Below are 26,276 nucleotides of genomic sequence, written 5' to 3'. Positions count from 1 at the left end.
AAAGGGCGCGGCACCCTCTGGTTCTCTCCCGCCCTTGCTTAGTCGATGGTAAGGACGATCTTCCCGCGTCCGCGCCTCGCTTCGATGGCCCGATGCGCATCGCCGGCCTGCTCCAGCGGGAAAGTGTGCCGGGTCGACGAGCCTGCCGCCATTGCAAGCCTTGTCCGGGCCGGGCTTGGCGTCGCGTTGGTAGGCAACTGCGGAGGCCCGAACTCCCCGCTGAACTTGCTGCGCATTGAGTTCCCCGTTTGCCAGCGCAATTTCCAGATTGTTTGGCACGAAAAGCGCTACCTCTCCCTCGCTGCCCGCAAATTTCGCGACTTTCTCATCAGGTACTTTGCCGAATCGGCTGAAGCTGGTTGAACTCACGGTCAAAAACAACAGGGACACTGGAGCAATGCCCAGTATCCCTGTTTTGGTTACGTGTCACCGTCTTCTGTTGCGCTGTGCCTCATACACAAAAATTCCCGCCGCGACCGCGGCATTCAGCGACTCTGCTTTGCCGTACAGCGGAATGTGCACGAATTGGTCCGCGCACGCCAGCATCTCTTTGGAAACGCCTCTGCCTTCGTTGCCGATGACGAGCGCGATTTTGCCGGAATACTCCGCCTGATCGTACGCTACGCTGTCCTGTGCCAAAGAAGAGACGAGGACACGGCCGCCCTGGCGCTTCCACTCTTCTGCCGCTTGGCCCAGTTCCCGCATGAACAGCGGGAGGCGGAACATCGCTCCCATCGTGGCGCGCACGACTTTGCCGTTGTAGATGTCGACGCTGCCTTTACCGAGCACGACCCCGTCGACTCCAGCCGCTTCTGCCGTCCGCAAAATCGTGCCCAGATTGCCCGGGTCCTGGATTTCGTCGAGGAACAACAGCAGCGTGTCGTCCTGGTCGGACAGCTTGTTCACCCATTCGTCCCATTCGTTCGCCGTCTTGTTTACTTCAGCCACAATCCCTTGCGGCGACTTCGTTTCCGACAGCTTGGCCAAAACAGCAGCAGAAGCTGCGATCACCTGCGTATCCTGGGGATGATTCGCGAGTGCCCGCTGGCAGGCCGGATCGAGATTCCGCTCCTGATCGTACAGGACTGTCACGACGTGCGCTCCGCTTTTCAGCGCCTCTTCTACCAGATGGGCGCCTTCGACGAGAAAACGCCCCTGCTCCTCCCGGCCTTTTTTATCGAGCAACTGGTGAAGTCTTTTCACCAGCGGGTTTTGAACAGAAGTGATGATTTCATATGCCATGGTTACGCCCGCTCCTCAAATGCTTTCAAATCTTTGTTGTTTCCGATCACGACAAGCACGTCTCCGTACTGAATGACTTCATCCGGGCTTGGTGCAATATTGAATTTGTCTCCGCTCTTGATCGCGATGACGTTGACCTCGTATTTTCGGCGGATATCGAGCTGTCTCAAGTTCTGGCCTACCAGTTTGGACGATACCACGACCTCTGCCACGCTGTAGTCTTCTGCCAGTTCGATAAAATCGAGGACGTTGGCGGAGATGAGGTTGTGCGCTACCCGCACGCCCATGTCCCGCTCGGGGAATACGACCCGGTCGGCTCCCACCTTGTACAACACTTGTCCGTGTCGCTCGTTTTGCGCCTTGGCGACGATCTTTTTCACGCCCAGTTCCTTGAGTGTCAGGACTGTCAAAATGCTCGCCTGAATATCCACCCCGATCGCCACGACAACCACGTCGAAGTTGCGAATGCCGATTTCTTTCAAAGCCCGTTCATCTGTCGAGTCAGCCGCAACCGCGTGGGTGACGTACTGAATATTTTCATTGATGCGTTCTTCGTTTTCATCGATTCCCATCACTTCGTAATCCATTTCGTACAACGTTCTGGCCACGCTGGAACCAAACCGTCCCATCCCGATAATGGCAAATTGTTTTGACATGCTGATCTTCTCCTTCGATCCATATCCAATATGAAGCATTATAGCATTAGCAAACCGTGCTTTGCACAAGAGAGCGCCAAAGTTGCATTACTTTTTCCAGCCTTATGATTCGGCACTTTCTGATAGTACAATGAAATCCCTCGCCACAAAAGGGGGTATGGGCAATCCCGCGAAGACAAATACTAACCCATGTATTCATTTACACAAGAGAGGTGCTAGATAAGGTTATGAACATTGCCTCGCTCAATTTGCGTCAAGCGATCATGTACAAAATGCAAGGCTCCGATTCAGGAGCGGTACAAGAAACGATCACCGATGCGATCACAAGCGGCCAGGAAAAAACATTGCCTGGTCTCGGCGTCCTGTTTGAAGTGCTGTGGCAAAACAGCGACTCCTCCGCCCGCCAGGAGATGGTGGAGACGATCGCATCCCACTTGCCCGCTCAGGCAGAAAAGCCGATTTAATCCAAAAGACATCAGGCAAAAGGGAGAGACGACTTTACGTCCCTCCCTTTTTGTCGTCTGCCACAGCATGAGCACCTCTCGCCCGAAACAACTGGATGACCGCCAACAGAGTCGGAAAGAGCACGGTTGGCAAATAGCTGAAATACGTCAACTTCTGGGCATAGGCGAAAAACTCGACGATGTTTTGTGGTCCCAGCGAGACATAAAAAAGCGGGATGATGAAAACAAGGGCAGCGATGCGCTGGAATCGGATTCCCTTCTTCAGCCACAAGCGCGTCGCGTAAATCATCGTATAGTACATGTTGCCAAACGTCGTGAAGACAGAAGCCATCCAGATCGTGAGAAAAGCGGACTCCATCCGCTCCAGAAACCAGCCTGTCCGCTGCGCTGTCTTGACCATCTCCAATGTCGGCCAGATGAGGTGTTGCAGTTCTTCGTAGCCAAACACGACAATGCCCGCTGCCACTGTCAGCACGTACGACACGACTGTAAAGCTCAACCCGCCCCATGTAGCAAGCGCAATTCTCGCCCCCGGCATAGCCAATCCGAAGTAGATCATCATCAGCTCAAATCCCGTGTACATCGTAAACGTCCCGATGGCGGTTTCGGCAGTCCCTTTCCACGAGTCGATGTGCAACGGAAGCAGGTTGTACCAGCTCGCGCTATTGATCGTCACATACGGAATGATCAGGATCGGAACAAACATGATCGGAAACAACAGCTCGTTCACACGGACCAGCACCTCGAACTCATGCATGCACAAATAGAGAACAATCATGAACAAGGTCAGCACGATTACTTCCAGCGGTGTATCCAAAAGCACGGTCGTCACGATCACTTCGCCAAACCCGCGCGCCACCATGCCCGTATTCAAAAACTGAAACAAGAGGTAGGCGAGAATCCAGGGGAAATGGAGAATTTTCCCCCATGTCTGGTGACGTTTGCCGCCAAATATAAGTGGAGCGTATTCGACAAAAGTCAAACCCGGGTACTGTTTGCTCAAGTAAATGATGGACATGAGCGGAATGACCGCAATCAATCCGCCGATCAGCGGCCCCAGCCACCCCATCTCCTGCATCTGGGTCGTTGCTGTCCGCGGCAAGGTAAGGATGCCTACACCGATCATCGAGCTGATCAGGATTGCGATTAGTTGCCATGTACTGATGCTGCCCCGTTGATTTTCCATCTTCATCGGCTCCTATTGCATTTCCATCCCTAAGCGGCGAACTTTGATCGTATAATCTACGCCAATTGGAAAATTTTTAAAATCCTTATGCCAATCGTGCTTCTCCCAGTAATCGCGGTAATGGTGTGCCCGAAGAGCAAGGCCGAGTTTCAAAATGTCACTGTTGTCTTCTTTTTGCAACTGGTAGAACAGCTTTTTCGCCCGCTCCTCCATTTCTTTTTTGATCAGCCGCTGCATGTCCTGGATAAACTTTTCCGGCGACACTTTCGTATTCGCGGTCACTTCCACGATATCGCCCTGCAGCTCACAGTAAAACATCGCCGCAAACGCTTCGTTGTTTTTGTTTCCTCCCTTGCTTTTCTCCGTAAGCTCCAGCCTGGTTTTGACAAAATGGGGGCGAAAGGTGACATAGCCGTTGTCTGTATTGGGCAACGGGATGACGACATCGCCTCCCCGGTCTTCGTTGCGCAGTTGCAAAAGCGACCACGACTGAACATCGTTCAGCGTGCCTACCATCTTGTGCTCGCGAAAGACGGCCACACCTCGCCAGCGCACTTCGGTTGCGCTTGCCTGCACGTAGTTTAGGAACGGCTGCATCGATTTGTTGGACGTTTGGTTGAAATAGTCTCCCAAAGTCTGATCCGGGATCGCGCCCATCTTCACTCCGTTCTCAATCAGATCCATGAGAAACACGACAGGGATTTGCGCCAGTTGCGGCTTGATTTTGAGCAAGGTGGCGGCTTCTCCTTTGACGACGATCGGCCACATCAGGCGGCGGATTTGCGGTTCGCGGCGGAAGCTGTCCATGATGTCGCTGATTCCTTTTTTCGCCACTTCTTCACTGACAGCGAGCACGCGGGTATGGCCCAAAAACAGCTTTTGGTTCAGCCGCAATTGCAGGTTGTTGTTGGCATCGAGAATCGTCCGCCCGGTCACGCTCATGATTTTTACCGCATCGGCATTCCCGCCGCCTCCCTGTCCGCTGCTTCCCGCGATTTTGATCGGAATCGGAATTTGCACAGTCAATCTGTACAAATCTTTTTGTCCTTCTGCCATATCGATCGCGATCGCGAGGACGGAGGTTCGCTCCTCCAGCTCTCTTCTGTCCCAGCATCCTGTCAAAAGAGAGGCGCACAAACAAACAATTGCCATTCGGAGCCACCCTTTAGCCATCTGCATTCCTCTCCTTTTGTTTTCGTCCCACACCTCGGAAGAAAAGCATAGTCAAGTAGAGGGCCGGTATTCCCAGATTGAGGATGAGGCTGTATATGCCCAAGTAGGAGCTGGCCCGAAACATTTCGACGATGTTTTGCGGCCACAGCGCGATATAGTAGAGCGGAATGAACATGATAGCCGAGATCAATCGCTGAAAGCCCAACCCTCTGTTGAACAGCTGCCGCAATCCGTATACGACGGCGTAGTAAGCGTTCGCCACTGTCGTAAACACAGCGGTAACCCACACAGCGAGAAAAGCCGATTCCAGACGTTCCAGGATCAATCCGGGCACTTGCGTCGTTTTCACCAGCTCCAGAGTCGGCCAGGCCACGCGCTGCAGCTCCTCGTAGCCGAATACGACAATGCCAGCCACGACAATCAAGGTGTAGACGAACATGCCCATCGCGATCCCGTAAAAACCTGCCCTCACCTTGCTTTGATTTTCATGCGCGTAAGCAAAAAAGATGAGCATGATCTCATAGCCGGAAAAAGAATAAATCGCCTCGTAAGCCCCCTTGATCAAGGAGGAGCCACTAGCTCGAAAAAGCGGCAGCAGATTGTTCCACTCCGCTTTTTGAAAGGACGCAAACGCGATGAACAAAAGCGGAAACAAAATCATCGGCAGCAACAGCTCGTTGATGCGCGCGACAACCTCCAGATCGTGCAAGGAAAGAATGAATGCCAGCAAAAACATGGTAATGATAATCACTTCGAGCGGCGTATCCAGCAAAACCGATGTCACTACCACCTCGCCAAAAATCCGCGAGACGATTGCCGTCGACAAGTACATAAACCCGAGATAAAGGATGATCCAGGGGAGACTGAGCCATTTTCCCATGCGCGAGTTTTTTTTCGCTCCCCAGACAATCGTGCTGTATTCGATGAAGGTCATCCCCGGAAAATGCTGGCTGAGCTTGGCGATCATCCAGACGGAGACAAAAGCGACGATCGAACCGAACAGGGGTGACATCCATCCCGCCTCATACAAGATGGCCGAGGTGGTGCGCGGCAAGGTCAAAACCCCTACCCCAATCAGCGTGCTGGTAATCAAGGACGTCTGCTGCCACAAGGAAAACGTTTGTTGTTGGCTGCTCACGTCCTGCCTGCTCACGGTTTTTCATCCTCTCTCATTCGGATTTCATCGTGTACATGAAACATGGTGGGGCGAGTTCGCAGCAAATGGTGCGGCGCCCGGATGAACAAATCTTTCATCCCCCTCAAATTCAGCGGACTGAGCGGCGACATGTACGGCACGCCGAACGACTTGAGCGAGGACAAATGAATCAAAATGACGATCAAAAACAGCATGATCCCGTACAAGCCGAACATTCCCGCGAGAAGCATGACCGGAAAGCGCAGCATCCGGATGGCAATCGCCGCGCTGTAGCTGGGAGACGCAAATGATCCGATCGTCGTCACCGCGACAATGATGACCATGACCGGACTGACCAGCCCGGCAGACACCGCCGCCTCCCCTACTACCAGCGCTCCGACGATCCCGATTGTCGGTCCGATCGGCCCTGGCAGCCGGACGCTCGCCTCCCGCAAAATCTCGATGGCCAGCTCCATGAACAACGCCTCTACCAGCGAAGGAAACGGAACCGTCGACCTGCCCGCTGCCATCGCAATCACGAGCCGGGACGGGATCATTTCCGGGTGAAAGGCGCTGAAGGCAATGTACAGGGACGGCAGGAGCAAGGCGATCGAAATACTGATGATGCGAATAAACCGCAGCAGTGTCGCAATGTAAAATCGTTCATAGTAATCCTCCGGGCTTTGATAAAACTGGGAGAACACAGCCGGAGCAATCAAGGCAAAAGGCGTCCCGTCGACCAGGATGCCTACTTTTCCTTCCAGCAGGTTAGCCACGACCTTGTCCGGCCTCTCGGTATTTTGAATTTGGGGAAAAGGCGACCACCTGCGATCCTGGATCAACTGCTCGATGTAGCCGCTCTCCAGGATGGAATCGACATTGATTTTTTCCATGCGCGCCAGCACTTCTTGCACCATCGGCGGATGGGCGATCCCCTCGATGTACATCACATAAATATCCGTCTGCGTCCGTTGCCCGATGACCATGTGGCGCACCCGCAGGTTCGGGTCCTTCAGGCGAAACCGGATCAGCGCGGAGTTGACACAGAGCGTCTCGCAAAAGCCATCCCGCGGCCCGCGCACGACAGACTCTGTCTGCGGCTCGTCCACGCTTCGTCTGTCCCAGCCGCGCGTGTTGTTCAAGTACGCTTTGCTTTCGCCATTTCGCATGAGCACAGCGGTTCCCGACAAAACATTGCGGATGACCTGTCTCAGCCCGTCGGTGGACTCCAGCTCGTTTGACGCGGGCAGATCGACGGGAATTTGCGGGTTGGTCATATACGTGATGATAAATTCGCTAATAATGTTGCGATCGACCATCCCGTCCAGAAACACGATCGCGCAATCGGTATCCCGCTTGTCCCGGAAACGCCGGATGACCAGATCATCGCAATCGCCCAAGCCTTTCTCGATCATCATGATATTTTCATCAATCACCAATGAAAGCTCTATATCCGAAATATTTTCCATACTTCTGTCCGTATGATGATGTAGCGCCTTCTCCTGAAGGGTGTCCTTCCGCTTTTGCCACGCTTTCCAAAACTGGCTCAACGCCTTCCCCTCCTAGATTGTGGGCATGCGATATCGAGTACGGATAGTGTGCCCAAGAAAGGAAATGAAAACCCATTTTTTAAGGAAACAAGAAAAAAGGTACAGCGCCCTCGGTTTTGTGAGTGGCTGTACCTATTCTGTATCAACGGGGCTTTTTCAGTAGTCTCCTAAAGTCGAAACCCTCTCTTTTTTGAGCCATCCGTTGCGGCTACTTTTTCGGCAATCCGTTGACCGGGTTGCCCAGAAGCGGGGTGGACAGCACGTAGATGCCGTGGTTGGAGAAAGCCCACACGAGGTTGCGATCCCACTCGACGAAAATGCTGTGCACCGGATTGGAGTGCTCGCTCTGCTCGAAGCCGCTGCCGTCGTTGCTCAAGTATTCTCCGGACATTTTTGGCACAAAGTAAGCGCCAATCGTCGGTTTGTTCGGGTCTTTCAGGTCAAAGACTTGCACGCCTGCGTTGTAAAAGGCGTACGGCATGACCGTTTGGCTAGGCGTGCCCGGCTGAATCGCCGCGTAGCCGCTGCGCTTCGGTCCGAAGCTGCCGCGACGCTGGCAGTAGTCTGTGAACGGAGCGTCGCTTGGCGGCGTAGGCCGTGGCAAGGTCATGGCGATTTTCGGTTTCAGCGGGTCGCGAACGTCGATCGCATAAATTTCCTTGTACGGCTCGTGGCAGTCTTCGCCAAGCGGGTAGCCGCTGTAATAGACCATTCCGGTCGTCTCTACTTTGGTCACATCGATATTGTCGCCTTCCGTACCGCTCACACTCATCGGCATGTCGATATGGGATACGGCTTTCATGTTGTTCGGATCGCTGATGTCCACTACCCAGAAGCCGTAGCCGCCCATCGCTGCATAGCCGTACTTGCCGCCCTGTTCAACCGGCTTCGGAATGAACAGCGGCATTCTCGCGCCCATCCAGGTCGTCTTGTTGCCTGCACGCGGGTTTTTGTTATATTCCGCTTCTTCCCCTTTGCGCTGTCCAGGCACCCACCATGTATCCAGACGTTTTGGCTTGGTCGGATCGGAGACGTCAAAGGCCAGTTGTCCTGCGGAGTACAGATAGCTTTTGTACTCGGTATTGGAGAAGCTGTCGTCCGGCGCTCCGGCGATAAACAAATATTTGTCGCCGTTATACACAGGCACATCCAGACCGCCCGAGCCTTGCTGTACGGCATCGCCAGGCTTCGCCTTCGGGTCAAGCGCCGTTTCGGAGAGCAGCTTCCAATCGGTAAACAGCGGGCTGGTTACTTCATAAATCCGGAAGCCGCGCAGCATTTCGCGTTTTTTGATCGCTTCCACTTCTTCGGGATTGGTGTATTTGTTGGACAGTACACCGTAGCGCGGCACTTCGTAAACTTGCACAGCGATCAGCTTGCCGAGTTGTTTGTTGTACTTGATCGTCATCGGTCCAAACTGGTGTTCTACTTTGGTGTCAAAGTTTTTGTACGCGATGCGCTTGGCATTGCGCGGATCAGTAATATCGTACACGTTGTACATCGTCGTTTCGTAGTCGTACAAATAGCGGCGGCCATTCAAGTCAAAAGTGGCTTGCCAGCTGTGGCCCCACCCTGCCACGTACGGGTAAAATCCTTCGACTTTCATGTTTTTGATGTACTGGTTTTGATCCAAATAAGGCAAGCTTCCGTTGAACGGCTGCGGCCCTTCGTTGTCCGGCGTAGCAGTCGGGTGCTTGAACTTGCCTGTTTTGACATCGTACCCCCACGTACCAGCCGCAGGCTCCGCCGGTTCGCCAGGGAGCAGCTTGTGCTCTGCTTTTGGATACGGCGGCGGCGCATCAGGCGCATTCACATTCAGCCCGGTACGCGGAGCGGTAAAGCTGTTTGACTGAGCCTCTCCCGCAGCATTTACGGCTGTCAACGGAATGAGCGAGCCTACCGCGAGCGCAGTGGCAAGCCATGCACTGACGACTCGCTTTGTCTGCTTGTTCTTCATCGAATTTCCCCCCTACCTTTTCTCTCAACGTTTTATGAAAGTCTGGATGTTACGATGGGATGTCTTTCTTGTCGCTTGCGCCTTGCTTGCCCATGTTGACGGACGCTTCATAGGCAGCCGGGTTTGCCTTTTTCCAGATGAAGTAGGCGATCGTGATGAGCAGCAAAAGCGGGAAGCCCATAGTCAAGGTGTCCTTAAATTCCGGCTGGAACCAGGTCGAGAGTACGACGCAAGCCAGTAAAACAGCTCCGATAATCGTCAAGTACGGGAAGCCGATCATTCTCACTGGCAGTTTGCGACCGCCCATTTCCTCCCATTTGCGGCGGAAAAACAAGTGGGTGACAAAGACCATGAACCAGGCGAACATGGCACCGAAGCTGGAAAGGGAGATCATCACGACGAACGACTGGTCAGGTGCGACGATGTTGATAATCGAGGCGATGGCAATTCCGATGGTGGACAGCGCCAGCGCTTTGACCGGAACGCCTTTTTTGCTCAGCTCTCCGAGTTTGGCAGGAGCGAAGCCTGCGCGGGACAAGGAAAATACCATGCGGGTAGAAATGTACAGCTGGCTGTTCATCGCAGACAGGGCAGCCGTGAGCACGACGAAGTTCATGATGCCAGCCGCGCCCGGAATATTGATAATTTGAAATACTTTGACAAATGGACTCGCATCACTTCCGGCATTTTGCCAAGGAACGATCATCAGCATCAAAGCGAGCGTCATGATGTAGAACAGGACGAGACGAACGACTGCCGACTTCAACGCCATCGGAACCGCTTTTTCCGGTTCTTTCGCTTCTCCAGCACTGACCGCGATCATTTCAATGCTGAGATAGCTGAACAAGGAGATGAAAATGGCGATCCACATGCCCCACATGCCATTCGGGAAAAAGCCTCCGTTGTTCGTGAAGTTTTGCGGGCCGATCTCCGGGTTCGCGCTACCGCCGAATACGACATAAGCTCCGAATACGATAAACAAAATAATGGCAGCGACTTTAATCATAGAGAACCAGTATTCGACGGTACCGAACAAATTGACACTGGTAGCGTTTACATAAAGCAGAACGGCTGAGAAGATGAGAATCCAGATGATGCCTGGAACGTCAGGGAACCAGTATTTCATGTAGACAGACATCGCAGATACTTCGGTTCCTATCGCGCAGACCAGACTGAACCAGTACGCGTAGCGGACGGAAAAGCCTGCCCACGGACTCACGTAACGCTCCGCATGGGCGCCAAACGAGCCTGTCGTCGGATGAGCTACCGTCATTTCCGCGAGGCAGCCCATCAGCAGCAGTGCGATCACGGCCCCGATCAAATAGCTGACAATTACGCTCGGTCCGGCAAAGCCAATCGCCATCCCGCTTCCCAAAAACAACCCCGTACCGATTGCGCCGCCGATGGCAATCATGGCGAGCTGGCGGGTGGTTAACCCGCGCTGCAGCCCTTTTTCACGTTCCATGATGTCTTGAAATTGATTTTGATTTGCCAAGTGCACTCACTCCTTTAACCAAGCGCTTAGGCGACAACCCCGCGCTTGTTTTCGAATTTTTCGTAGCGCTTTTCTTGCATGATCGCTTTTAACACTTGCACGCTTTCCCAGACTTCGCTGTACGTCGTGTAGAAGGCAACCGGAGCCAGGCGAATGATGTTCGGCGCGCGGAAGTCCGGAATGATCCCGCCCTCTTTCAACGCCTTGCAAATTCGCACCGCTTCTTCGTGTTCCAGGCTGACGTGACCGCCGCGGCGTTCGTCCTCTGTCGGATTCGCTACGGTAAAGCCCATGCCAGCCAGCTCCACTTCCATCAAATCCATCATGTATCTCGTAAGCTTGAGCGACTTTTCGCGGAGCTTCTCGATCGGCACTTCCTGGAACATTTCCAGCGAACCGAGCAGCGGTGCGACGCTTAGCATGTTCGGCGTTCCCAATTGATAGGCACCAGCCGTCTCGCAGACGTCCAGCGTATGTTCCATATCGAACTGTTTGTCTTTTTTCGAGCTGTACCAGCCTGTCAATCCCGGTACTCTGCCAAAATGCTTGCGGTTGACATACAGGCTTCCTACGCAGCCAGGGCCGCCGTTCAGGTACTTGTAGTTGCACCAGTAAGCGAAATCCACTTCCCACTTGCTGAAGTAGTGCGGGATGGCTCCTACCGAGTGGCAGCCGTCAAAGCCGATCAGGATGCCTCTCTCGTGAGCTGCTTTGGTCAGACGTTCGATATCGAGCAGTTGTCCGCTGCGGTAGAGCACAGTCGGCAAAATGACGAGTGCGACTTCCTCTGTCATCGCGCTGATAATGTCGTCTTCTTCAATGAGACGGCCGTCCCGGGAAGCGATGCGAACCAGCTGTTCATCCGGATTCAAGCCGTGCAGTTTGATTTGGCTTTGCAGGGCGTAAATGTCGGTCGGGAAGTCAAGCTCTGTCGCAATGATTTTCGTTCTTTTCCCTTGCGGCTGATAAAAAGTCGCTGCCAACTGATGCAAGTTGACGGTGGTAGAACCAGTCACAATGACTTCCTCCGGTTCAGCCCCGACGAGCGACGCACTCATTTCCCCCAATTTTTCTGGCAGGAAAAACCACGGATGCTGTCCTGTCGTCCAACCGTCAATGCCAAGCTCTTTCCAAGAAAGCATGATGTCCTGCAAGCTTTTCTCTGCTCGTTTTGACATAAGTCCCAGCGAATTGCCATCCAGGTACATGGCAGGCAGCAAGTAAAACTCTTCGCGGTATTTTGTCAACTCGTCCTGGGCATCCAGCTGTTGGGCGTAGCTTTGTGTTAGTGGGATAGATGATTGAGACATGAGTGACCTCCTTGATTTTCCGTTACAGGGAACGGGATTGTTCTTTTGTGACTCCCCCCGCGCCCCAGTGGGAAGGGGGAACCTCTGTTACCAGTACACGGACTTGCTCCGGCTTCACCTGCAAGCTATCTGTGATGGCTTGAGTAACGCCCTCAATCATTTGTCTGATCTGTTCTTTGTCTCGGCCTTCCAGGATGGACACCTGTACGATTGGCATGAACATCACCTCTGTCTTTTCAACAAGCTGTAAAGCCGCTGCCTCGGTTGACTATGTTGCCGGTCTACGCCTGGCAGCCGAAGGAGACACTGCCCAAACCGTCGACCGTCACGGTAATGACGTCACCCGGTTCAAAGGCAATCGCTTCTGTGATCGCACCGGACAACACAATCTGGCCTTTTTTCAAACCAAGTCCGCGCTCGCCCAGCTTGTTGACTGCCCAGGCCATTGCCGCTGCCGGCGATCCCAGCACGGCCGCTCCGGAGCCTGTCGTCTGAGTCACGCCATTTTTGCTCATGACCACACCTGTTAACGCGAGATCAAATTCGTGGGGCGATACCCATTTGCTGCCTACCAGAAAAGCGGAAGAAGAGCAATTGTCCGCCACGACATCCGGGAGGGTGAAACGGAAATTTTCATAGCGGCTGTCGATGATTTCGATGGCTGGCGCGACATAGCGCGTGGCGCGCAGCACATCTTCGGCCGTCACGGCTGTTCCCGCCAAATCTTCGCCCATGAGAAACGCGATTTCCGGCTCTGCCTTGGGATGGATGAAGCGTTGGCAGGAAAGCGGCTCCCACTCCAGCGCGAGCATCCCGTCTGTCAGGTAGCCGTAAATGGCTTCGTGCACCCCCATCATTTGCTGCTTGGCCCTGCTGGTCAATCCCAGCTTCAAGCCGATGCAGCGCTCACCATCAGCTTCCATTCGCGCAATCAGCTGCGCTTGAATCTCATAGGCAGTCTCGATGGGCAAGTCAGGGTACTTCGCCGTCAGCTTTTCCACCTCACGCCGTTCCCGTTGTGCCCTAAGTAAATATTCGACCAGCTCGCTTTGCACTTCCTGCGTCACTGTCATCTGTCATCCCCCTGCCTTTTGCAACTTCGCCAGTTCAGCCGCGACATCGATGATCATGTCTTCCTGTCCGCCGACGGCTTTGCGCCTGCCTACTTCCAGCAAAATGTCGCGCGGATCGACGCCAAACCGTTTTCCCGCCCGCTCTGCGTGCAAAAGGAAGCTGGAGTAAACTCCGGCATAGCCCATCACGAGGCTGCCCTTGCGGATTTCCTGGGAGTGCGGCATGATCGGGCCAACGATCTCTTCGGCGACGTCCATCAGTTTGTACAAATCAATCCCGATGTCCATTCCCATGCGATCCAGCACCGCAATCAACACTTCCGTCTGTGCGTTGCCCGCTCCGGCTCCCAGACAGCGGAGACTGCCGTCAATCCGGGTCGCCCCTTCCTCCAGCGCAACCAAAGTGTTGGCGATCGCCACCGACAAGTTGTTATGCGCGTGAAAGCCGATTTCGATGTCCAGCGATTGGCGCAGCGCGCGAATGCGTTCCCGTACCTGATCAGGCAAAAGCGCTCCCGCCGAATCGGTCACGTATACCGCCTCGGCACCGTAGCTCTGCATCAGCTTCGCTTGCTCGACCAGCTTTTCGACCGGGGCAGAGTGGGCCATCATCAAGAAGCCGCACACTTCCATTCCCAGCTCGCGCGCAATGTGAATGTGCTGGGCAGATACATCGGCTTCCGTCACATGGGTCGCTACCCGAACCAGTCCCGCCCCGCGGTTTTGCGCTTCCTTCAGTTCATGTACCGTACCGATGCCCGGTATGAGCAACACCGCGACTTTCGCTTGTTTGCACGAAGCAACTGCCGCTTCAATCAGTTCCATCTCACCGACGAGAGAGCGTCCGTACTGGATCGTCGAACCGCCCAGACCGTCTCCGTGGCTGACTTCGATGTAAGGGACGCCTGCATCGTCCAGCCCTTTGGCGACAGCCTGCACCTGCTCGCGCGTGAACTGATGGGCAACGACGTGGCTGCCGTCGCGCAAGCAAACCTCTGTTATTTTGATTGGTTTATCGCTATTCCGTTCCAAGGCTAACCCCTCTCCCATCCAAAAGATGACGGGCGACCTCTTCTCCCACCCGCACGGCCGCGGCCGTCATGATGTCCAAATTGCCTGCGTAAGGCGGGAAATAATCTCCCGCACCCTCGACCTCCAGGAACACGGTTACGCGATTTTCTTCAAACAGCGGCTCCTGCTTCAATCGGTAGCCAGGAACGTACTGTCTCACTTGCTCGACCATTTCCGCAATCGACTGGCGGATCGCCGCCTGATCCATCTGCTTGACTTCGCAATACACCGTGTCGCGCATCAAAATGGGCGGTTCCGCAGGATTGAGGATGATGAGCGCCTTGCCTTGATCCGCTCCCCCGACTTGCTCCAGTCCTTGGCGAGTCGTCACGGTAAACTCGTCGATATTGGCACGCGTTCCCGGGCCTGCGCTTTTGCTGGCAATCGTCGCCACGATTTCCGCATAGCTGACATCGGCTACCCGGTTGATCGCATAGACGATCGGGATCGTCGCCTGACCGCCACAAGTGATCATGTTGACGTTGGCTGTTTCTTTTTCCAGCTGCTCCTGCAGATTTACCACCGGACAGACGAAGGGGCCGCGAGCTGCCGGAGTCAGGTCAATCGCTACCTTGCCCAGCTCCTTCAGCGCTTTTGCGTGACGCACGTGCGCTTTTGCCGAGGTGGCATCAAACACGATCTCCGCCATGTCAGGCTGATCTACAATCGCCTGTATCCCGTTGGCAAATACCGCATATCCCCGCTCTTTTGCCCGCTGTAAACCATCCGAGTCGGGATCAATCCCGATGACGGCTGCGATCTCGATTTCCCTGCTTCTCTCCAACTTGTACATCAGGTCGGTCCCGATGTTTCCTGAACCCAAGATGGCCGCCTTGATTTTTCTCACAGTATGTCTCCTCTCTAACGAAACGTCACGGTTACGGCACCCAATGCGCCAAAGCTGGCCGTGACGACATCTCCCTCTTGAACAGCGACAGCAGCAGACAGCGCTCCCGGCAAAATCAGTTCGCCCGCCTTCAGGCTGATGCCAAATTCATGCAGCTTGTTTGCCAGCCAGGCCACTGCGTGCGCCGGATGACCGAGCGCCGCTGCTCCTGCTCCATTTCCCACTTCAAGCTCATTTTTGTACATCGCCATTCCCACGCTGCGCAAATCCAGACCCGCCAGGCGCGTGCGCTGATCGCCGACCACGACAAGCGCCGAGGAACCGTTGTCCGCTACCGTATCGACGAGCTTGATCTTCCAGTCGGCAATCCGGCTGTCGATGATCTCCAGCGTCGGCACCACATATTCGGTCGCCATCAGCACGTCGAGATAGTTGACGTTTGGCCCCTGCAAATCCGCTCCGAGCACGAAGCCGATCTCCGCCTCCACTTTCGGAAGCAAAAGCCTGTTCACCTCGACAGTCCCGTTGTTTGACACCAGCATGTTGTCGAGCAAATGACCGTAATCCGGCTCATTCACACCGAGCATCCGCTGCATCGCCAGGCTGGTCAGCCCGACTTTTTTGCCGATGACTGCCCGACCGCTGTCGAGCTTTTTCTCCAACACCTTGAGCTGGATGCGATACGCATCGCTTGCCTCCAAGCCTGCAAAGCGTTCCGTTATCGGCGCCACTGGCTGGCAGCTTTGCTCGGCCGCCAGCAGTTCTTGCGCGATTGTCTCCACTAAGCTCCCCATCTTCTGACCACCTTTCGACTCTCCCCGCTGCCTACAGCTTCATCGTCACGGTTTTGGCTTCGGTATAAAATTCAAAGCTGTGGCGTCCGCCTTCCCGGCCGATTCCGCTCGCTTTCGATCCGCCAAAAGGCGTGCGCAGGTCGCGGACGTACCAGCAATTGATCCACAACAAGCCCGAGTTGATGCCTGCCGCGACGCGGTGCGCCCGGCGCAAGTCGTTCGTCCAGACCACCCCTGCCAGTCCGTAGATGGAATCGTTGGCGATCCGGATCGCGTCTTCTTCTGTTTTGAACGGGATGACGACCAGTACCGGGCCGAAAATCTCTTCCTGGGCCACCCGCATTTTGTTATCGACATCGTACAGGACGGTCGGCTCGTAAAAATTGCCTTTGTCCAGGCCCGCTACGCGCTTGCCGCCATGTGCCAGCTTCGCCCCTTCGGCCAAGCCAATCTGCACGTACTCATCGACGGTTTCCAGATGGCTTTTGGAGACGAGCGCGCCCATGTCTGTGTCTGGAGCCAGCGGATCGCCGACTTTGATCTTCTGCACGGCGGCCACGAACTTTTCCAAAAATGGCTCGTACACCGTCTCTTGCACCAAAAGTCTGGAGCCAGCCAGGCAAATCTCGCCCTGATTGCGGAAAATCGCTTCTACGGAGCCTTTTACCGCTTCGTCCAGGTCCGCGTCCGCAAACACGATGTTCGCCGATTTTCCGCCCAGCTCCAAAGAGACGGGAATCAGCTCGGCGGCTGCGTTTTTCATGATCGTTTTGCCTGTCGTCGTCTCGCCGACAAACGAGATGCGGCGCACATGCGGGTTGGTGGTCATGGCCGTCCCGACCGTTCCGCCTGGTCCCGTCAAAATATTCAGAACGCCAGCAGGAAGGCCAGCTTCGTTGGCGATCTCACCGAGCATGAGTGCCGACAAGGGCGTATACGACGCCGGTTTGACCACGACGGTATTGCCTGCCGCCAGCGCCGCAGAAGCTTTCCACGTCATCTGCATGAACGGCAAATTCCACGGGATGATCAGGCTGGTCACGCCTGCCGGAGCGTATTTGGCGTACGACATGAAGTTGCCTTTGTCGTAGTGCTCATGGTGGACATACTTCGCCATTTCCGCAAAGAACCACAGGTTTTGCGCCGCTCGCGGGATATCGAAGCCAAGGCTTTCCTTGATCGGTTTGCCGACATCGAGCGTTTCGACTGTCGCCAGCTCTTCCACGCGTTCCATCACCAGATCAGACATCCGGCACAAAATTTCCGCGCGTTCCTCGGCCGATTTTTTGCTCCACACGCCGCTCTCAAAAGCAGCCTGTGCTACTTCAATCGTCCTGTTTGTATCGTGTACGTCTGCGCAAGCCACTTCCGCCAGCTTCTCGCCCGTGGCCGGATTGATCGTGTCAAACGTTTCGCCGGACTGCGCATCGACGTACTCGCCGTTGATAAACAGCTTGGCATTTTTCACGTGAATGCTGTTCATAGTTCCCTCCTGCCTAGTCCTCGATCTCCAGTACCATCTCGATTTCGACTGCCGTATTGTTCGGAAGCTGGGCCATGCCTACCGCAGAGCGACCGTGCTTGCCCGCCTCGCCAAAGACGGCAACCAACAGATCGGAAGCACCGTTCATCACTTTCGGCTGGTCGGTAAACTCTTCCGTCGAATTGACAAATCCCAATATTTTGACGACTCTTTTCACTTTTCCCAGATCGCCAAGCTCCGCCTTGACCGCCGCAAGCACGTTCAGCATGGACTGACGGGCTGCCAGGTAGCCTTCCTCGACGGTCAAGTCTCTTCCCAGCTTGCCTTTGTACTGATCCACTCCCTGTCCTGCCGTAAACAACAGATTGCCTGTGCGGACGCAAGCTACGTAGTTGCCCACTGGCGTACGGAGCTGCGGAAGCGAAAGCTGCAAGGCAGCAAGATTTTCCTCCGGTGTCTTTGTCTGTTCTCCCACTCCTACCTCTCCTCTCACACTTTCAAAAATCTCAATGCATTGCCGCCGAGCATGGCGACTTTTTGTTCTTCTGTCAGCCCTGGCGTCTCGTCGATGACTTTGCCCGGCGGAAGCTCGCGCAGCAAGAACGGATAGTCGGTGCCCATGACGATTTTTTCGTGGCCGAACCTTTCGATCAAAAGCCGGATATTCAACGGCTCGTAGTTCAGCGAGTCGAAGTAAAAGTTTTGTGTGTAATGGCTCGGCGGACGCTCCGTCACGCGCAGGTGCGGCCACACGTTCCAGCCTTGGTCGAGACGCGGCAGGATGTACGGAAAAGAACCGCCACCGTGCGCAAAGCAGACGCGCAAATTCGGGAATTTCTCGATGACCCCGCCGCCGACCAGACTCGCTGCGGCAAGCGCGGTTTCGCTCGGCATTCCGACGGTGTACATGAAGTTGTGGCGCGGCATCCGCTCCCGGCCCAGCGTCTCCCACGGGTGGACAAACAGCGGCACGTCCCACTTCTCGCACATCTCAAAAAACGGCAGGAAGGCTGGATCGTCGAGGTTTTGCCCGTTGATGTTCGAACCGATCTCGATCCCTTTCAGCCCTAGTTGATGAATGCAGCGATCCATCTCGCGAATCGAGCTTTCCACATCTTGCAAAGGAACGGTTCCGAGTCCGATGAACCTGTCGGGATATTGACGCACTGTATCGGCGATAAAGTCGTTTTGCAGGCGGGCCATCGCTTCTGCCGCCTCGCTCGGCGCCCAATAGGAAAAGGTGACGGGAATCGGCGAGAGCACTTGCATGTCCACGCCTTCCGCGATCATGTCCGCGATCCGCTTTTGCGGGTCCCAGCACTGATCGGTAATCTCCCGAAACAGCTTTCCGCCGACCATGATGTTCGCTCCGCACGAGCATGTCGGCTGCAGGGTCGGCCAACGCTCTCCGCCGTATTTTTGCGAAAAGTCAGGCAAATCTACCGGGATGATATGCGTGTGAAAATCTATTCTGGCTGCCATTCTTTCACTTCCTCCGACGCTACATGACCGCAGTTTTTGCATGTGCGCAAATCTTCGCTACCGTTGAAAGTATGGATCGCTTCTTTCACCTGTTTTTCGATATCTGTCAGCTGCACGCGGGTGCGGTGCATCTCCTGGTCGCACTTCTCGCAAAACCAGACGAAATCTTCCAGCTCGCCTTCATCCCGGTTGCGCTCGATGACCAACCCGATCGTGTCTGCTACACGGTGCGGGGAATGCGGAACATTCGCTGGCAACAGGAACATTTCTCCCTCGCGTACCGTGATGACCTCGCGCTTGCCTTCGGCGTTGATGATTTCCACGTAGCAGTCGCCCTTCAGCTGATAAAAAATTTCCTCGGACGGATCGACGTGGAAGTCGCGGCGTTTGTTTGGCCCGCCCAGCACCATCATCATCAGCTCGGCGTCCTTCCAGACGACTTTGTTGTTGACAGGCGGTTTCAGGCTGTCTTTATTCTCATCGATGAACTTCCAAATATTTATTGGTTTTGTGATAGTGCTCATATCGGACACGCTCCTTTTCGTATTTGAAAAATGATTCTCTCACCAATTGCAGGAGGTTTGAGTATGGTTGGCGAATGGTTCTCAGATAGACTTCTCTTTGTGGTGTTTTCGGCTGGCCGCTTGAAAACTGCTCCAACAAGGGGGAAGTCTCTTTTTGTTGCCCATCAGCCTCGATACCCAAACCGTCTGGAAACCGCCAGCGCAGCTTGCTTGACTTCGTGAATAAACGTCGCCATTTTGTCGTCGGAGAAGCGATGTTTGGGACCGGCGCAGCTTATGGAGGCGATCACTTTCCCTTCATGGTTGAAAATCGGCGCTGCCACGCATTTCAGGCCGATCTCGATCTCTTCGTCGTCGATGGCGTACCCTTGCTCGCGAATTTTGCCCAGCTCTTGCTTGATCGCGTCCGGATCAGTCAGCGTAAACGGCGTGAATGCCGTCATCTCCGCTTCTTGCAAAATGCGATCCACGGTCGCCTCATCCAAGTAAGCGAACAGCGCTTTCCCTACCCCTGTGCAATACATGGGAGCGCGCTTCCCCAGCATGGAGTACATCCGCAGGGCAGCAGGCCCTTCCACTTTTTCCACGTACACCACTTCGTCCTTGTCGAGCACGACCAGGTGAACCGTCTCTTGCAATTTCGCGACCAACTCTTGAATGATCGGGTAGGCGAGATTGCGCAGCTCCATGCCGCTGCCAACCAGGTTCCCCAGCTCGAACAGACGCAGTCCGAGCTTGTACTTTTGATCGGTCGGCTTTTGCTCCAGGTACCCTCTGTGCTCCAAGGTTTTGATCAAGCCGTGAACCGTGCTCTTCGAGAGTTGCAGCCGATCACTGATCTCCTTGACGCTCAGCTCCTGCTGCGCGAGGGAAAACAGCTCCAAAATATCGATGGCTCGATCCACAGATTGGATAAACTTTTCGCTCATGATCCCTCCTGTTCGTTCGATATTATCGAACGCCATTCGATAATGTTGATTACATTTTTTATTATAGGCTCGATTTCCCAAATGCGCAACATACAATTTAGAGTTTTCTGTCATTTATGCGTTTTCATTATGGGAAAACAAAAAAAGAACCTCGCGTCATTCGTTGCACACGAGGTTCTTGCCTTATTGTCTGCCGATCCAGACGACCAGCGCGATTTGCAATAGACAAAACAGTGGGACAAAAAACAGGAAGGAGGCATGCCGGGTTTTGTGGCGGTGCAACAGCATCCCCGCCAGTGCCCCCGGTCCTCCTCCGAGAAAAGCGACGAGCAGAAGGCTGGCCTCGGGAATCCGCCAGCTTTTCCTTTTTGCCAGACGCTTGTCCGTGTACATCAGAAACCAGGCGTAGCCGTTCACAATCAGAGCGCCCGCTGCCGTGACAAACGGCTCGAAGCTGAAATACCCTCCGAGCACCAGCAGCCAGGCGAGCGCAAGCACCAGATTGCGATTGCGCCTGTGCGTTGCCACTTGTTCCAGTCTCATCGCTTATTCTCCTTTGGCCCGATACGCGCGATTGCTGATGATGAGCTTGCGCACGATCAACCAGGCGGCCAGTCCCACCACGACGACCAGCAACGCGTAAAACCCGTACTGGCGAATCATCCCGATAATCGCCTCTACGTTGTTTCCGAATACATAGCCGAGAAAGTAAAAAGCAATCGTCCAGACAAGCCCGATCGGATACGACAGCAAGGCATAGCGGCGGTACGTCATGCCTCCCAGCGCCACCAAATAAGGCACGACGTGGCGGACAACCGGAAAGAGATAGCTGATGCACAAGGCTGTCGTGCCGTATTTCTCCAGCAAGCCTGTCGATCGCTCTACAGCATGTCTCATCTTTTCGCTTTTGGACAGCCATTGCAAGATCGGCTTCCCAAAGTATTTTCCTAATAAAAAACCTATGGTCAATCCGGAGGCAACTCCCATGTACCCGGCCAAAAACGAGTAGAACGGGTCCAATAGGCCAATCGAGGCGAGAAAACCTCCCGTGGCGACGACCAGCTCATCCGGGATGGGCAAGCCGACAATCCCCAGCCAGAGCAGGAAAAAAATCGCAACGTAGCCGTATTGTTCGATGATTGACATCAGCAGGTTGATTTCCATGAGGCAAAATCCCCTATCTTTGCCACTGGCGGCAAAATTTCAGTCGACGGGCAGTGGCTGCGCGCAGTATGTGACTCTTAGTTATTACGTGTGAACATGCAAAAAGGTACTTGTCTATTTTGCAATAGATGAACCATTTTTATCAAGCGAAGAAATCATGGACAACTCGACGCGCCGATCAACCAAGGTGTTTGAGCGCCTCTCGCTTGCTCAGGTTCGACAGCACAGTCCTTTCTGCAAAGCCACGCACTGCTTCGGGTTCTGTTTTAGCGTATTCCCTCAGGGACCAGCCTATCGCTTTTTGAATGAAAAATTGGTTGGACGCTGCACACGACTCGATCAAGGAAAACAGCAGCTCTTGATCGGTCTTGGCCTTATAAGACAGCTGGAACAGGATCGCTGTTCGCGCAAGCCAGATGTCGTCTCCTTGCACCCACGCTGTCACATTCGGCCGGATCAGCTCGGGATAGAGGGAAAACAGCTTGCCTGTGGTATGAGCCGCCAAATAGTCGACCGTGTCCCACCACGACTTTGTAGTAATCCAGTGGACGATCCACGGCAGATGCTCAGGTGTCAGCTGCTTTTTTCGCTTCTCCAGCAAGTCCATCGCCACGTATTGATACTCGCGCTCAGCCAGCAGCGTGAACGGCAGAAGTGACGACAGCAAAATCGTTCGTTTCTTCTTTTTTATACGGATAGTACACGACAAGGGTAAAATCGCCTTCGATGATCTCTCCGGTTCTCATCCACTTCTCCACATCGAAGGTCACTTTTGCCGTTACGGTGTGCTTGAAGTAGTCTTTTTCCAGCGCAGCATGTGCGGCAAAGTCTTCGCGCAAACGGTCGCGCTGCTCGTAAACGGCAGCATACGTCAGCTGCATCGCTTCCTTGTCCATGACATCCTCCCACCACAGCTTGCGCGGGCGATGCTTCTGGTTGCGCAGGTAGTCGAATTTCATCAGGCTGAGCACGTGTTCCAGCCCTTCGACCTTTTGCTGCTCCAAAAAGGACTGCAAGCGAGTGAACAAATCTTCCAGCTGATGCCCGATGCGGCTCCAGCCTTGCTTTTCCCAATAGTCGCCAAACGTCTGGAAGAAGTCAAACGCCGTCTCAAACTGATTGGCCAAAAGCCATTCCAAGGTCAGATCCATCCGGTGCGCGTTCCAGTATTTCTCCAGCACGTCCTCCACCCGCTTGATCTTCTGCATATCCGCAAAAGACAGCACGTTGTTGCCCAAAATCTCGTAAGGCGCTTCATCCATAAACACATAGCCGTGTTGGGCAGCGCGCGCCCGCACTCCGGTTCCGCGCAGCATTTTCAAAAAGCCGAGCTGAAGCTCCTCCGGACGCAGGGCAAACACATCGTTGAACGTCTTGCGGAAGGAGTGATAGTCTTCCTCCGGCAAGCCCGCGATCAAATCGAGATGCTGGTCGATCTTCTTCGATTCCTTGATTTGCGTAACCGTTCTGGACAGACGGTCGAAGCGCTGGATGCGCTGCACCAGGCGGTTTGTTTCGTCATTGGTAGACTGGACGCCGATCTCGAAGCGGAAAATCCCCGGAGGCGCATTTTCCGTCAAAAAGTCCAGGACGTCCGCACGCAAAATGTCTGCCGTAATCTCGAACTGAAAAACGGTGCCGTTGTGATTGTCGATAAGGAACTGGAAAATCTCCAACGCATACTTTTTATTGATATTAAACGTACGGTCAACGAACTTAATCGTTTTGATGCCATGCTGAATCAATCGCAGCAAGTCTTCCTTCACCCGCTCCAGGCTGAAGTAGCGCACGCCATCTTCAATAGAAGAAAGACAGTACTGACACTTGAACGGACACCCCCGGGATGCCTCGAAATAGACGACGCGGTTGTTCAGTTCGTCGAGATGATCCACAAATGGCGACGGAATCGCATCCATCTCTTCAATCTGTGCTCTCGGCATGGAAAAGCGAACGTACTCGTCGTCGCGATAGGCGATTCCCGCTACATCCCGCAGGCGAGGAGGCTGACCGCTGTTTTTCGCCTCCTGATAGGTTTGCAGCAGCGCAAGAAAAGTCTGCTCCCCTTCTCCGATGGCGATGACATCAATCTCCGGATGCTTTTTCATCCATTCATCCGCATCGTAAGTCACTTCCGGCCCTCCGAGGATCACTGGAACATCGGGACATATTTTTTTCAATGTGCGGATCACGTCCAACGTCTCGCGGATGTTCCAGATATAACAGGAAAAGGCGACGAGATCGGGCTGTCGCTTGTAGATGTCCGCCACGATGTTGAGCGTCACGTCGTTGATCGTATACTCCACCAGCTCGATGCCCGGAAAAGCTTCCTGGGCGTAGCTGCGCAAATAGCGCAAAGCCAGTGAGGAGTGAATGAACTTGGCATTTAAGGTCGATAATACAATCTTCATGAATGAGTCTACTCTCCTTGCACAATCCGGCCATGCCACCAACCATCTGTGCTGCGACAGTCGGTGGAAAACCGAGCGATTTCCTTTCGTAACAGTACCACACGAGACAAGAACACGGCAAATCCTGTTCTGATCAGCGATTCAACTCTCGCACGACATGACCAAGTTCCGGCACGATCAGGCGATTCATCGCCAGCTTGACAGCACCTGTCGACCCAGGCGTGGAGAAGATCATTTTTCCTCCCCGGGTGCCCGCGACTGCGCGACTGAGCATGGCCGCCGATCCGATATCTTCCGTAAAGCTCAGCATCCGAAACAGCTCGCCAAAGCCGGGCATTTCTTTTTCCAGCAAGCCGTGCACCGCTTCGAACGTGTTGTCGCGCGGCGATATGCCTGTCCCGCCGTTGAGCAAAATGACCTGCACGTCCGGATGCGCCACTCCTGCTTCGATAGCTGCGATCACCTCGGCAGGCTCGTCCTTCACGATCTGGTACAGGGCAACGTGATGACCTGCTTCGCCCACCAGTTGCTTCATTAATTGTCCGCTCTTGTCTGTCTCTTCGGTTCGCGTATCTGACACGGTGATGACCATGCACGTTACGTGTTTGGGCGACAATGCCTTGTGCTCCTGTGTGCTCATTTTGCGTCCTCCCCTTTTCCTGCTGGCGCATTTTCTCTCATTCTACCATTTTCCCTCAATCCGGTACGGCTCAACCGCGCGATTTCCGTGAAAACCTCTCGACGTTTTTCACACTTCTGCTACCCGAGATGGCGCGGTTTTCGATATAATGCTGATGACAGCTATTTTCGACAGACAAGGAGGCGTCCCCGGATGGCAGAACGCCCATTTTTTTCGTTCCATTTTCACAAGCAATCCCACACGCCCATTTATGTGCAACTAGCCGAGCAACTGAAAACAGCTATTCTGCGCGGGGCCTTTCTTGTAGACGGTCAGCAGTTGATTTCCCTTCGCGATATGAAAACCGTCAGCGGCTGCTCGCTGGAAACCGTCAAAAAAGCATACGATCACCTCGCATTGGAAGGCTGGCTGGAGGCGGTGCACGGCAAAGGCTACTACTTGACGCAACTGGCAAAAGAAGCGCGTCTGGAAAGCCGCCTGCCGCTCACCGACATTCCGATCGCTTCGCTCGCCGACTCTTCTCCCCGCCCTGGCGAAGAGCTGGTCAAGCGACTGCGCGGCGCCTTTTACGAGAGCTTGGCCGTACTGGACGAACCTTCGGCGCAAAAGAAACTCCGCCGCGCCCAAGCCGCCAAAGTATTTGCCGATCACCTGAGCAGAAGAGGCTTGCCGCACTCCCCTGAACGCGTGCTGCTGTTCAACCGGAGTACGAGCGGGTTCGCCTTTCTCGCCCAGCGCATCATGAATCCGCGCGATGTCGTCTACGTGGAGGAATACAGCTACCCCGTCTTTTTGCGCTTGCTCAGTCAGTGCGGCATCACGGTGCGTCCGATTCGGCTCGACGACGAAGGAGTCAGCATAGAAGCACTCGATCAGGAACAGGAGCACTACCCGGCCAACTGGCTCTTGATCAATCCGCACTATCATTTTCCTACCGGGATCAGCTACTCGCTGAAACGCAAGGAAGAACTGCTTGCCTGGGCCGAACGCCACAGCGTGCGCATCGTGGAAAACGACCACTACGGCGACTTGTGGTTCGAGGAGCCGAGCAAGCCGATTTACGAGATGGCTTTTCAGCAAAAAAGCTCTGTCGACGTGTACTACCTGCACTCTCTGTCCAAGACGCTGGCACGCGATCTGCAACTCGGCGTCCTGATGCTGCCTTCTGATTTTGCCGAAGAGGAGCTGGAGCGCTACAGACAGATTGTCTCGATGACAGGTGCGGAGCCGTCGCTCTTGGTCGTAGAGGCAGCCGTTACACTCCTCGGCGATCCCTGGTTTTACGAAAAGTATTTGCCGGATCACCGCGCTCTGTTCCAGTCCCGCTTCCTTAGGCTTTGGAAGGAAAAACAGCAGGCTTTGCCGTCCCACGCCCGGATGTATCCGATTTCCGGCGGGCTGAATACGTGGATCGAATGGGGAAATCCGACTACGAACGCCACCGAGCTGGAAGAGCGGGTCGTAACCATCCTGCGGGAAGAAGGGCTTGAGCTTACGTGCGGCCATGCTTTTCGGGTAGCTGACGAGCCTGACGACACCAAGCGCCGCCCTGCTGTCCGGTTTCCGCTCGCCCCGCTGGAGGAGCGCGAACTGAAGCACTGGCTGCATCGTCTGGGGGCCGCCCTTTTGCGGTAATTTTTTCAGGGGAAACGCCATACTAAGGAAATACCGAGTTTTTCTCGCATCAAACCAT

Annotated in this window: 27 protein-coding genes and 1 pseudogene; 3 read left to right on the top strand and 25 right to left on the bottom strand. The window is 54.4% G+C overall.

Going from position 1 to position 26,276, the window contains the following annotated elements; genetic code table 11:
- Positions 1-38 precede the first annotated feature (38 nt).
- The gene (locus EDM60_RS06150) at positions 39-152 is read right to left on the bottom strand and encodes a zinc-binding dehydrogenase (protein WP_233454121.1); all 114 of its coding nucleotides are present in this window, start codon (positions 150-152) and stop codon (positions 39-41) included.
- On the opposite strand from EDM60_RS06150, the pseudogene EDM60_RS06145 reads away from it, so the two are divergent.
- Positions 124-363, top strand: a pseudogene (locus EDM60_RS06145) (LysR substrate-binding domain-containing protein); the annotation flags it as partial. The gene EDM60_RS06150 and the pseudogene EDM60_RS06145 sit on opposite strands and share 29 nt — an antisense overlap.
- Positions 364-426: 63 nt before the next feature.
- On the opposite strand, the gene rlmB reads toward EDM60_RS06145, so the two are convergent.
- Together rlmB and EDM60_RS06135 are read right to left on the bottom strand one after the other, a co-directional pair.
- Positions 427-1,242, bottom strand: a complete 816-nt coding sequence (rlmB, locus tag EDM60_RS06140) for a 23S rRNA (guanosine(2251)-2'-O)-methyltransferase RlmB (RefSeq protein ID WP_122963154.1) — start codon at positions 1,240-1,242, stop codon at positions 427-429.
- 2 nt (positions 1,243-1,244) lie between these two features.
- Positions 1,245-1,898 (bottom strand): potassium channel family protein, encoded by a 654-nt coding sequence (locus EDM60_RS06135; protein WP_005829288.1) that lies wholly within the window; start codon positions 1,896-1,898, stop codon positions 1,245-1,247.
- 227 nt (positions 1,899-2,125) lie between these two features.
- Here EDM60_RS06135 and sspI point away from each other — a divergent pair, with 227 nt between their 5' ends.
- Positions 2,126-2,362: a small acid-soluble spore protein SspI gene (sspI, locus tag EDM60_RS06130; protein WP_063227234.1), complete on the top strand. Its 237-nt coding sequence runs from the start codon at positions 2,126-2,128 to the stop codon at positions 2,360-2,362.
- A gap of 34 nt (positions 2,363-2,396) precedes the next feature.
- Here the strand turns inward: sspI and EDM60_RS06125 are convergent, their stop codons facing one another.
- The 22 genes from EDM60_RS06125 to EDM60_RS06020 all read right to left on the bottom strand — a co-directional run bounded on the left by EDM60_RS06125 (position 2,397) and on the right by EDM60_RS06020 (position 24,583).
- On the bottom strand, positions 2,397-3,548 hold the full coding sequence (locus EDM60_RS06125; protein WP_122963153.1) for a GerAB/ArcD/ProY family transporter: 1,152 nt from the start codon (positions 3,546-3,548) through the stop codon (positions 2,397-2,399).
- 12 nt (positions 3,549-3,560) lie between these two features.
- Positions 3,561-4,721: a Ger(x)C family spore germination protein gene (locus EDM60_RS06120; RefSeq protein ID WP_122963152.1), complete on the bottom strand. Its 1,161-nt coding sequence runs from the start codon at positions 4,719-4,721 to the stop codon at positions 3,561-3,563.
- A complete protein-coding gene (locus EDM60_RS06115; RefSeq protein ID WP_122963151.1) occupies positions 4,714-5,874 on the bottom strand; it encodes a GerAB/ArcD/ProY family transporter in 1,161 nt (386 codons plus the stop codon). The genes EDM60_RS06120 and EDM60_RS06115 overlap by 8 nt, the downstream gene beginning before the upstream one ends.
- Positions 5,871-7,406, bottom strand: a complete 1,536-nt coding sequence (locus tag EDM60_RS06110) for a spore germination protein (RefSeq protein ID WP_122963150.1) — start codon at positions 7,404-7,406, stop codon at positions 5,871-5,873. The genes EDM60_RS06115 and EDM60_RS06110 overlap by 4 nt, the downstream gene beginning before the upstream one ends.
- Before the next feature lie 208 nt (positions 7,407-7,614).
- A complete protein-coding gene (locus EDM60_RS06105) occupies positions 7,615-9,363 on the bottom strand; it encodes an LVIVD repeat-containing protein (RefSeq protein ID WP_122963149.1) in 1,749 nt (582 codons plus the stop codon).
- A 49-nt stretch (positions 9,364-9,412) separates the two neighbouring features.
- Positions 9,413-10,828 (bottom strand): amino acid permease, encoded by a 1,416-nt coding sequence (locus tag EDM60_RS06100; protein WP_122963265.1) that lies wholly within the window; start codon positions 10,826-10,828, stop codon positions 9,413-9,415.
- Positions 10,829-10,884: 56 nt separating this feature from the next.
- Positions 10,885-12,168: a kynureninase gene (gene kynU, locus EDM60_RS06095; protein WP_122963148.1), complete on the bottom strand. Its 1,284-nt coding sequence runs from the start codon at positions 12,166-12,168 to the stop codon at positions 10,885-10,887.
- A gap of 22 nt (positions 12,169-12,190) precedes the next feature.
- A complete protein-coding gene (locus EDM60_RS06090) occupies positions 12,191-12,385 on the bottom strand; it encodes a 4-oxalocrotonate tautomerase (RefSeq protein WP_122963147.1) in 195 nt (64 codons plus the stop codon).
- A 64-nt stretch (positions 12,386-12,449) separates the two neighbouring features.
- Complete coding sequence (locus EDM60_RS06085) at positions 12,450-13,241, bottom strand: 2-keto-4-pentenoate hydratase (RefSeq protein ID WP_122963146.1); 792 nt, start codon at positions 13,239-13,241, stop codon at positions 12,450-12,452.
- A gap of 3 nt (positions 13,242-13,244) precedes the next feature.
- Positions 13,245-14,273 (bottom strand): 4-hydroxy-2-oxovalerate aldolase, encoded by a 1,029-nt coding sequence (gene dmpG / locus EDM60_RS06080; RefSeq protein ID WP_122963145.1) that lies wholly within the window; start codon positions 14,271-14,273, stop codon positions 13,245-13,247.
- A complete protein-coding gene (locus EDM60_RS06075) occupies positions 14,260-15,159 on the bottom strand; it encodes an acetaldehyde dehydrogenase (acetylating) (RefSeq protein WP_122963144.1) in 900 nt (299 codons plus the stop codon). Before EDM60_RS06075 ends, dmpG begins: the two co-directional genes overlap by 14 nt.
- Before the next feature lie 14 nt (positions 15,160-15,173).
- On the bottom strand, positions 15,174-15,953 hold the full coding sequence (locus EDM60_RS06070) for a 2-keto-4-pentenoate hydratase (RefSeq protein WP_122963143.1): 780 nt from the start codon (positions 15,951-15,953) through the stop codon (positions 15,174-15,176).
- 31 nt (positions 15,954-15,984) lie between these two features.
- Complete coding sequence (locus tag EDM60_RS06065; RefSeq protein WP_122963142.1) at positions 15,985-17,436, bottom strand: aldehyde dehydrogenase; 1,452 nt, start codon at positions 17,434-17,436, stop codon at positions 15,985-15,987.
- A 13-nt stretch (positions 17,437-17,449) separates the two neighbouring features.
- The gene (locus EDM60_RS06060; RefSeq protein WP_122963141.1) at positions 17,450-17,911 is read right to left on the bottom strand and encodes a RidA family protein; all 462 of its coding nucleotides are present in this window, start codon (positions 17,909-17,911) and stop codon (positions 17,450-17,452) included.
- 14 nt (positions 17,912-17,925) lie between these two features.
- Positions 17,926-18,918, bottom strand: a complete 993-nt coding sequence (locus tag EDM60_RS06055; RefSeq protein WP_122963140.1) for an amidohydrolase family protein — start codon at positions 18,916-18,918, stop codon at positions 17,926-17,928.
- The gene (locus EDM60_RS06050) at positions 18,903-19,442 is read right to left on the bottom strand and encodes a 3-hydroxyanthranilate 3,4-dioxygenase (protein ID WP_122963139.1); all 540 of its coding nucleotides are present in this window, start codon (positions 19,440-19,442) and stop codon (positions 18,903-18,905) included. The genes EDM60_RS06055 and EDM60_RS06050 overlap by 16 nt, the downstream gene beginning before the upstream one ends.
- Before the next feature lie 164 nt (positions 19,443-19,606).
- On the bottom strand, positions 19,607-20,371 hold the full coding sequence (locus EDM60_RS06045) for an IclR family transcriptional regulator (RefSeq protein ID WP_122963138.1): 765 nt from the start codon (positions 20,369-20,371) through the stop codon (positions 19,607-19,609).
- A gap of 183 nt (positions 20,372-20,554) precedes the next feature.
- Complete coding sequence (locus tag EDM60_RS06040; protein ID WP_122963137.1) at positions 20,555-20,914, bottom strand: DUF1294 domain-containing protein; 360 nt, start codon at positions 20,912-20,914, stop codon at positions 20,555-20,557.
- Positions 20,915-20,917: 3 nt separating this feature from the next.
- Complete coding sequence (locus tag EDM60_RS06035) at positions 20,918-21,535, bottom strand: DedA family protein (RefSeq protein ID WP_063228714.1); 618 nt, start codon at positions 21,533-21,535, stop codon at positions 20,918-20,920.
- Between the two features lie 178 nt (positions 21,536-21,713).
- The gene (locus EDM60_RS06030; RefSeq protein ID WP_233454118.1) at positions 21,714-22,202 is read right to left on the bottom strand and encodes a DNA alkylation repair protein; all 489 of its coding nucleotides are present in this window, start codon (positions 22,200-22,202) and stop codon (positions 21,714-21,716) included.
- The gene (locus tag EDM60_RS06025) at positions 22,165-23,943 is read right to left on the bottom strand and encodes a B12-binding domain-containing radical SAM protein (protein WP_122963136.1); all 1,779 of its coding nucleotides are present in this window, start codon (positions 23,941-23,943) and stop codon (positions 22,165-22,167) included. Before EDM60_RS06025 ends, EDM60_RS06030 begins: the two co-directional genes overlap by 38 nt.
- A 133-nt stretch (positions 23,944-24,076) precedes the next feature.
- On the bottom strand, positions 24,077-24,583 hold the full coding sequence (locus EDM60_RS06020; RefSeq protein ID WP_122963135.1) for a MogA/MoaB family molybdenum cofactor biosynthesis protein: 507 nt from the start codon (positions 24,581-24,583) through the stop codon (positions 24,077-24,079).
- Between the two features lie 192 nt (positions 24,584-24,775).
- On the opposite strand from EDM60_RS06020, the gene EDM60_RS06015 reads away from it, so the two are divergent.
- A complete protein-coding gene (locus tag EDM60_RS06015; RefSeq protein ID WP_122963134.1) occupies positions 24,776-26,218 on the top strand; it encodes an aminotransferase-like domain-containing protein in 1,443 nt (480 codons plus the stop codon).
- Positions 26,219-26,276 lie beyond the last annotated feature (58 nt).

The sequence above is a fragment of the Brevibacillus parabrevis genome (genome assembly GCF_003710905.1).
GTDB classification, from domain to species: Bacteria; Bacillota; Bacilli; order Brevibacillales; family Brevibacillaceae; genus Brevibacillus; species Brevibacillus parabrevis.
The sequence above is the reverse complement of the archived record's forward strand: the minus strand, read 5'-3'. Positions and strand labels throughout refer to the sequence as shown.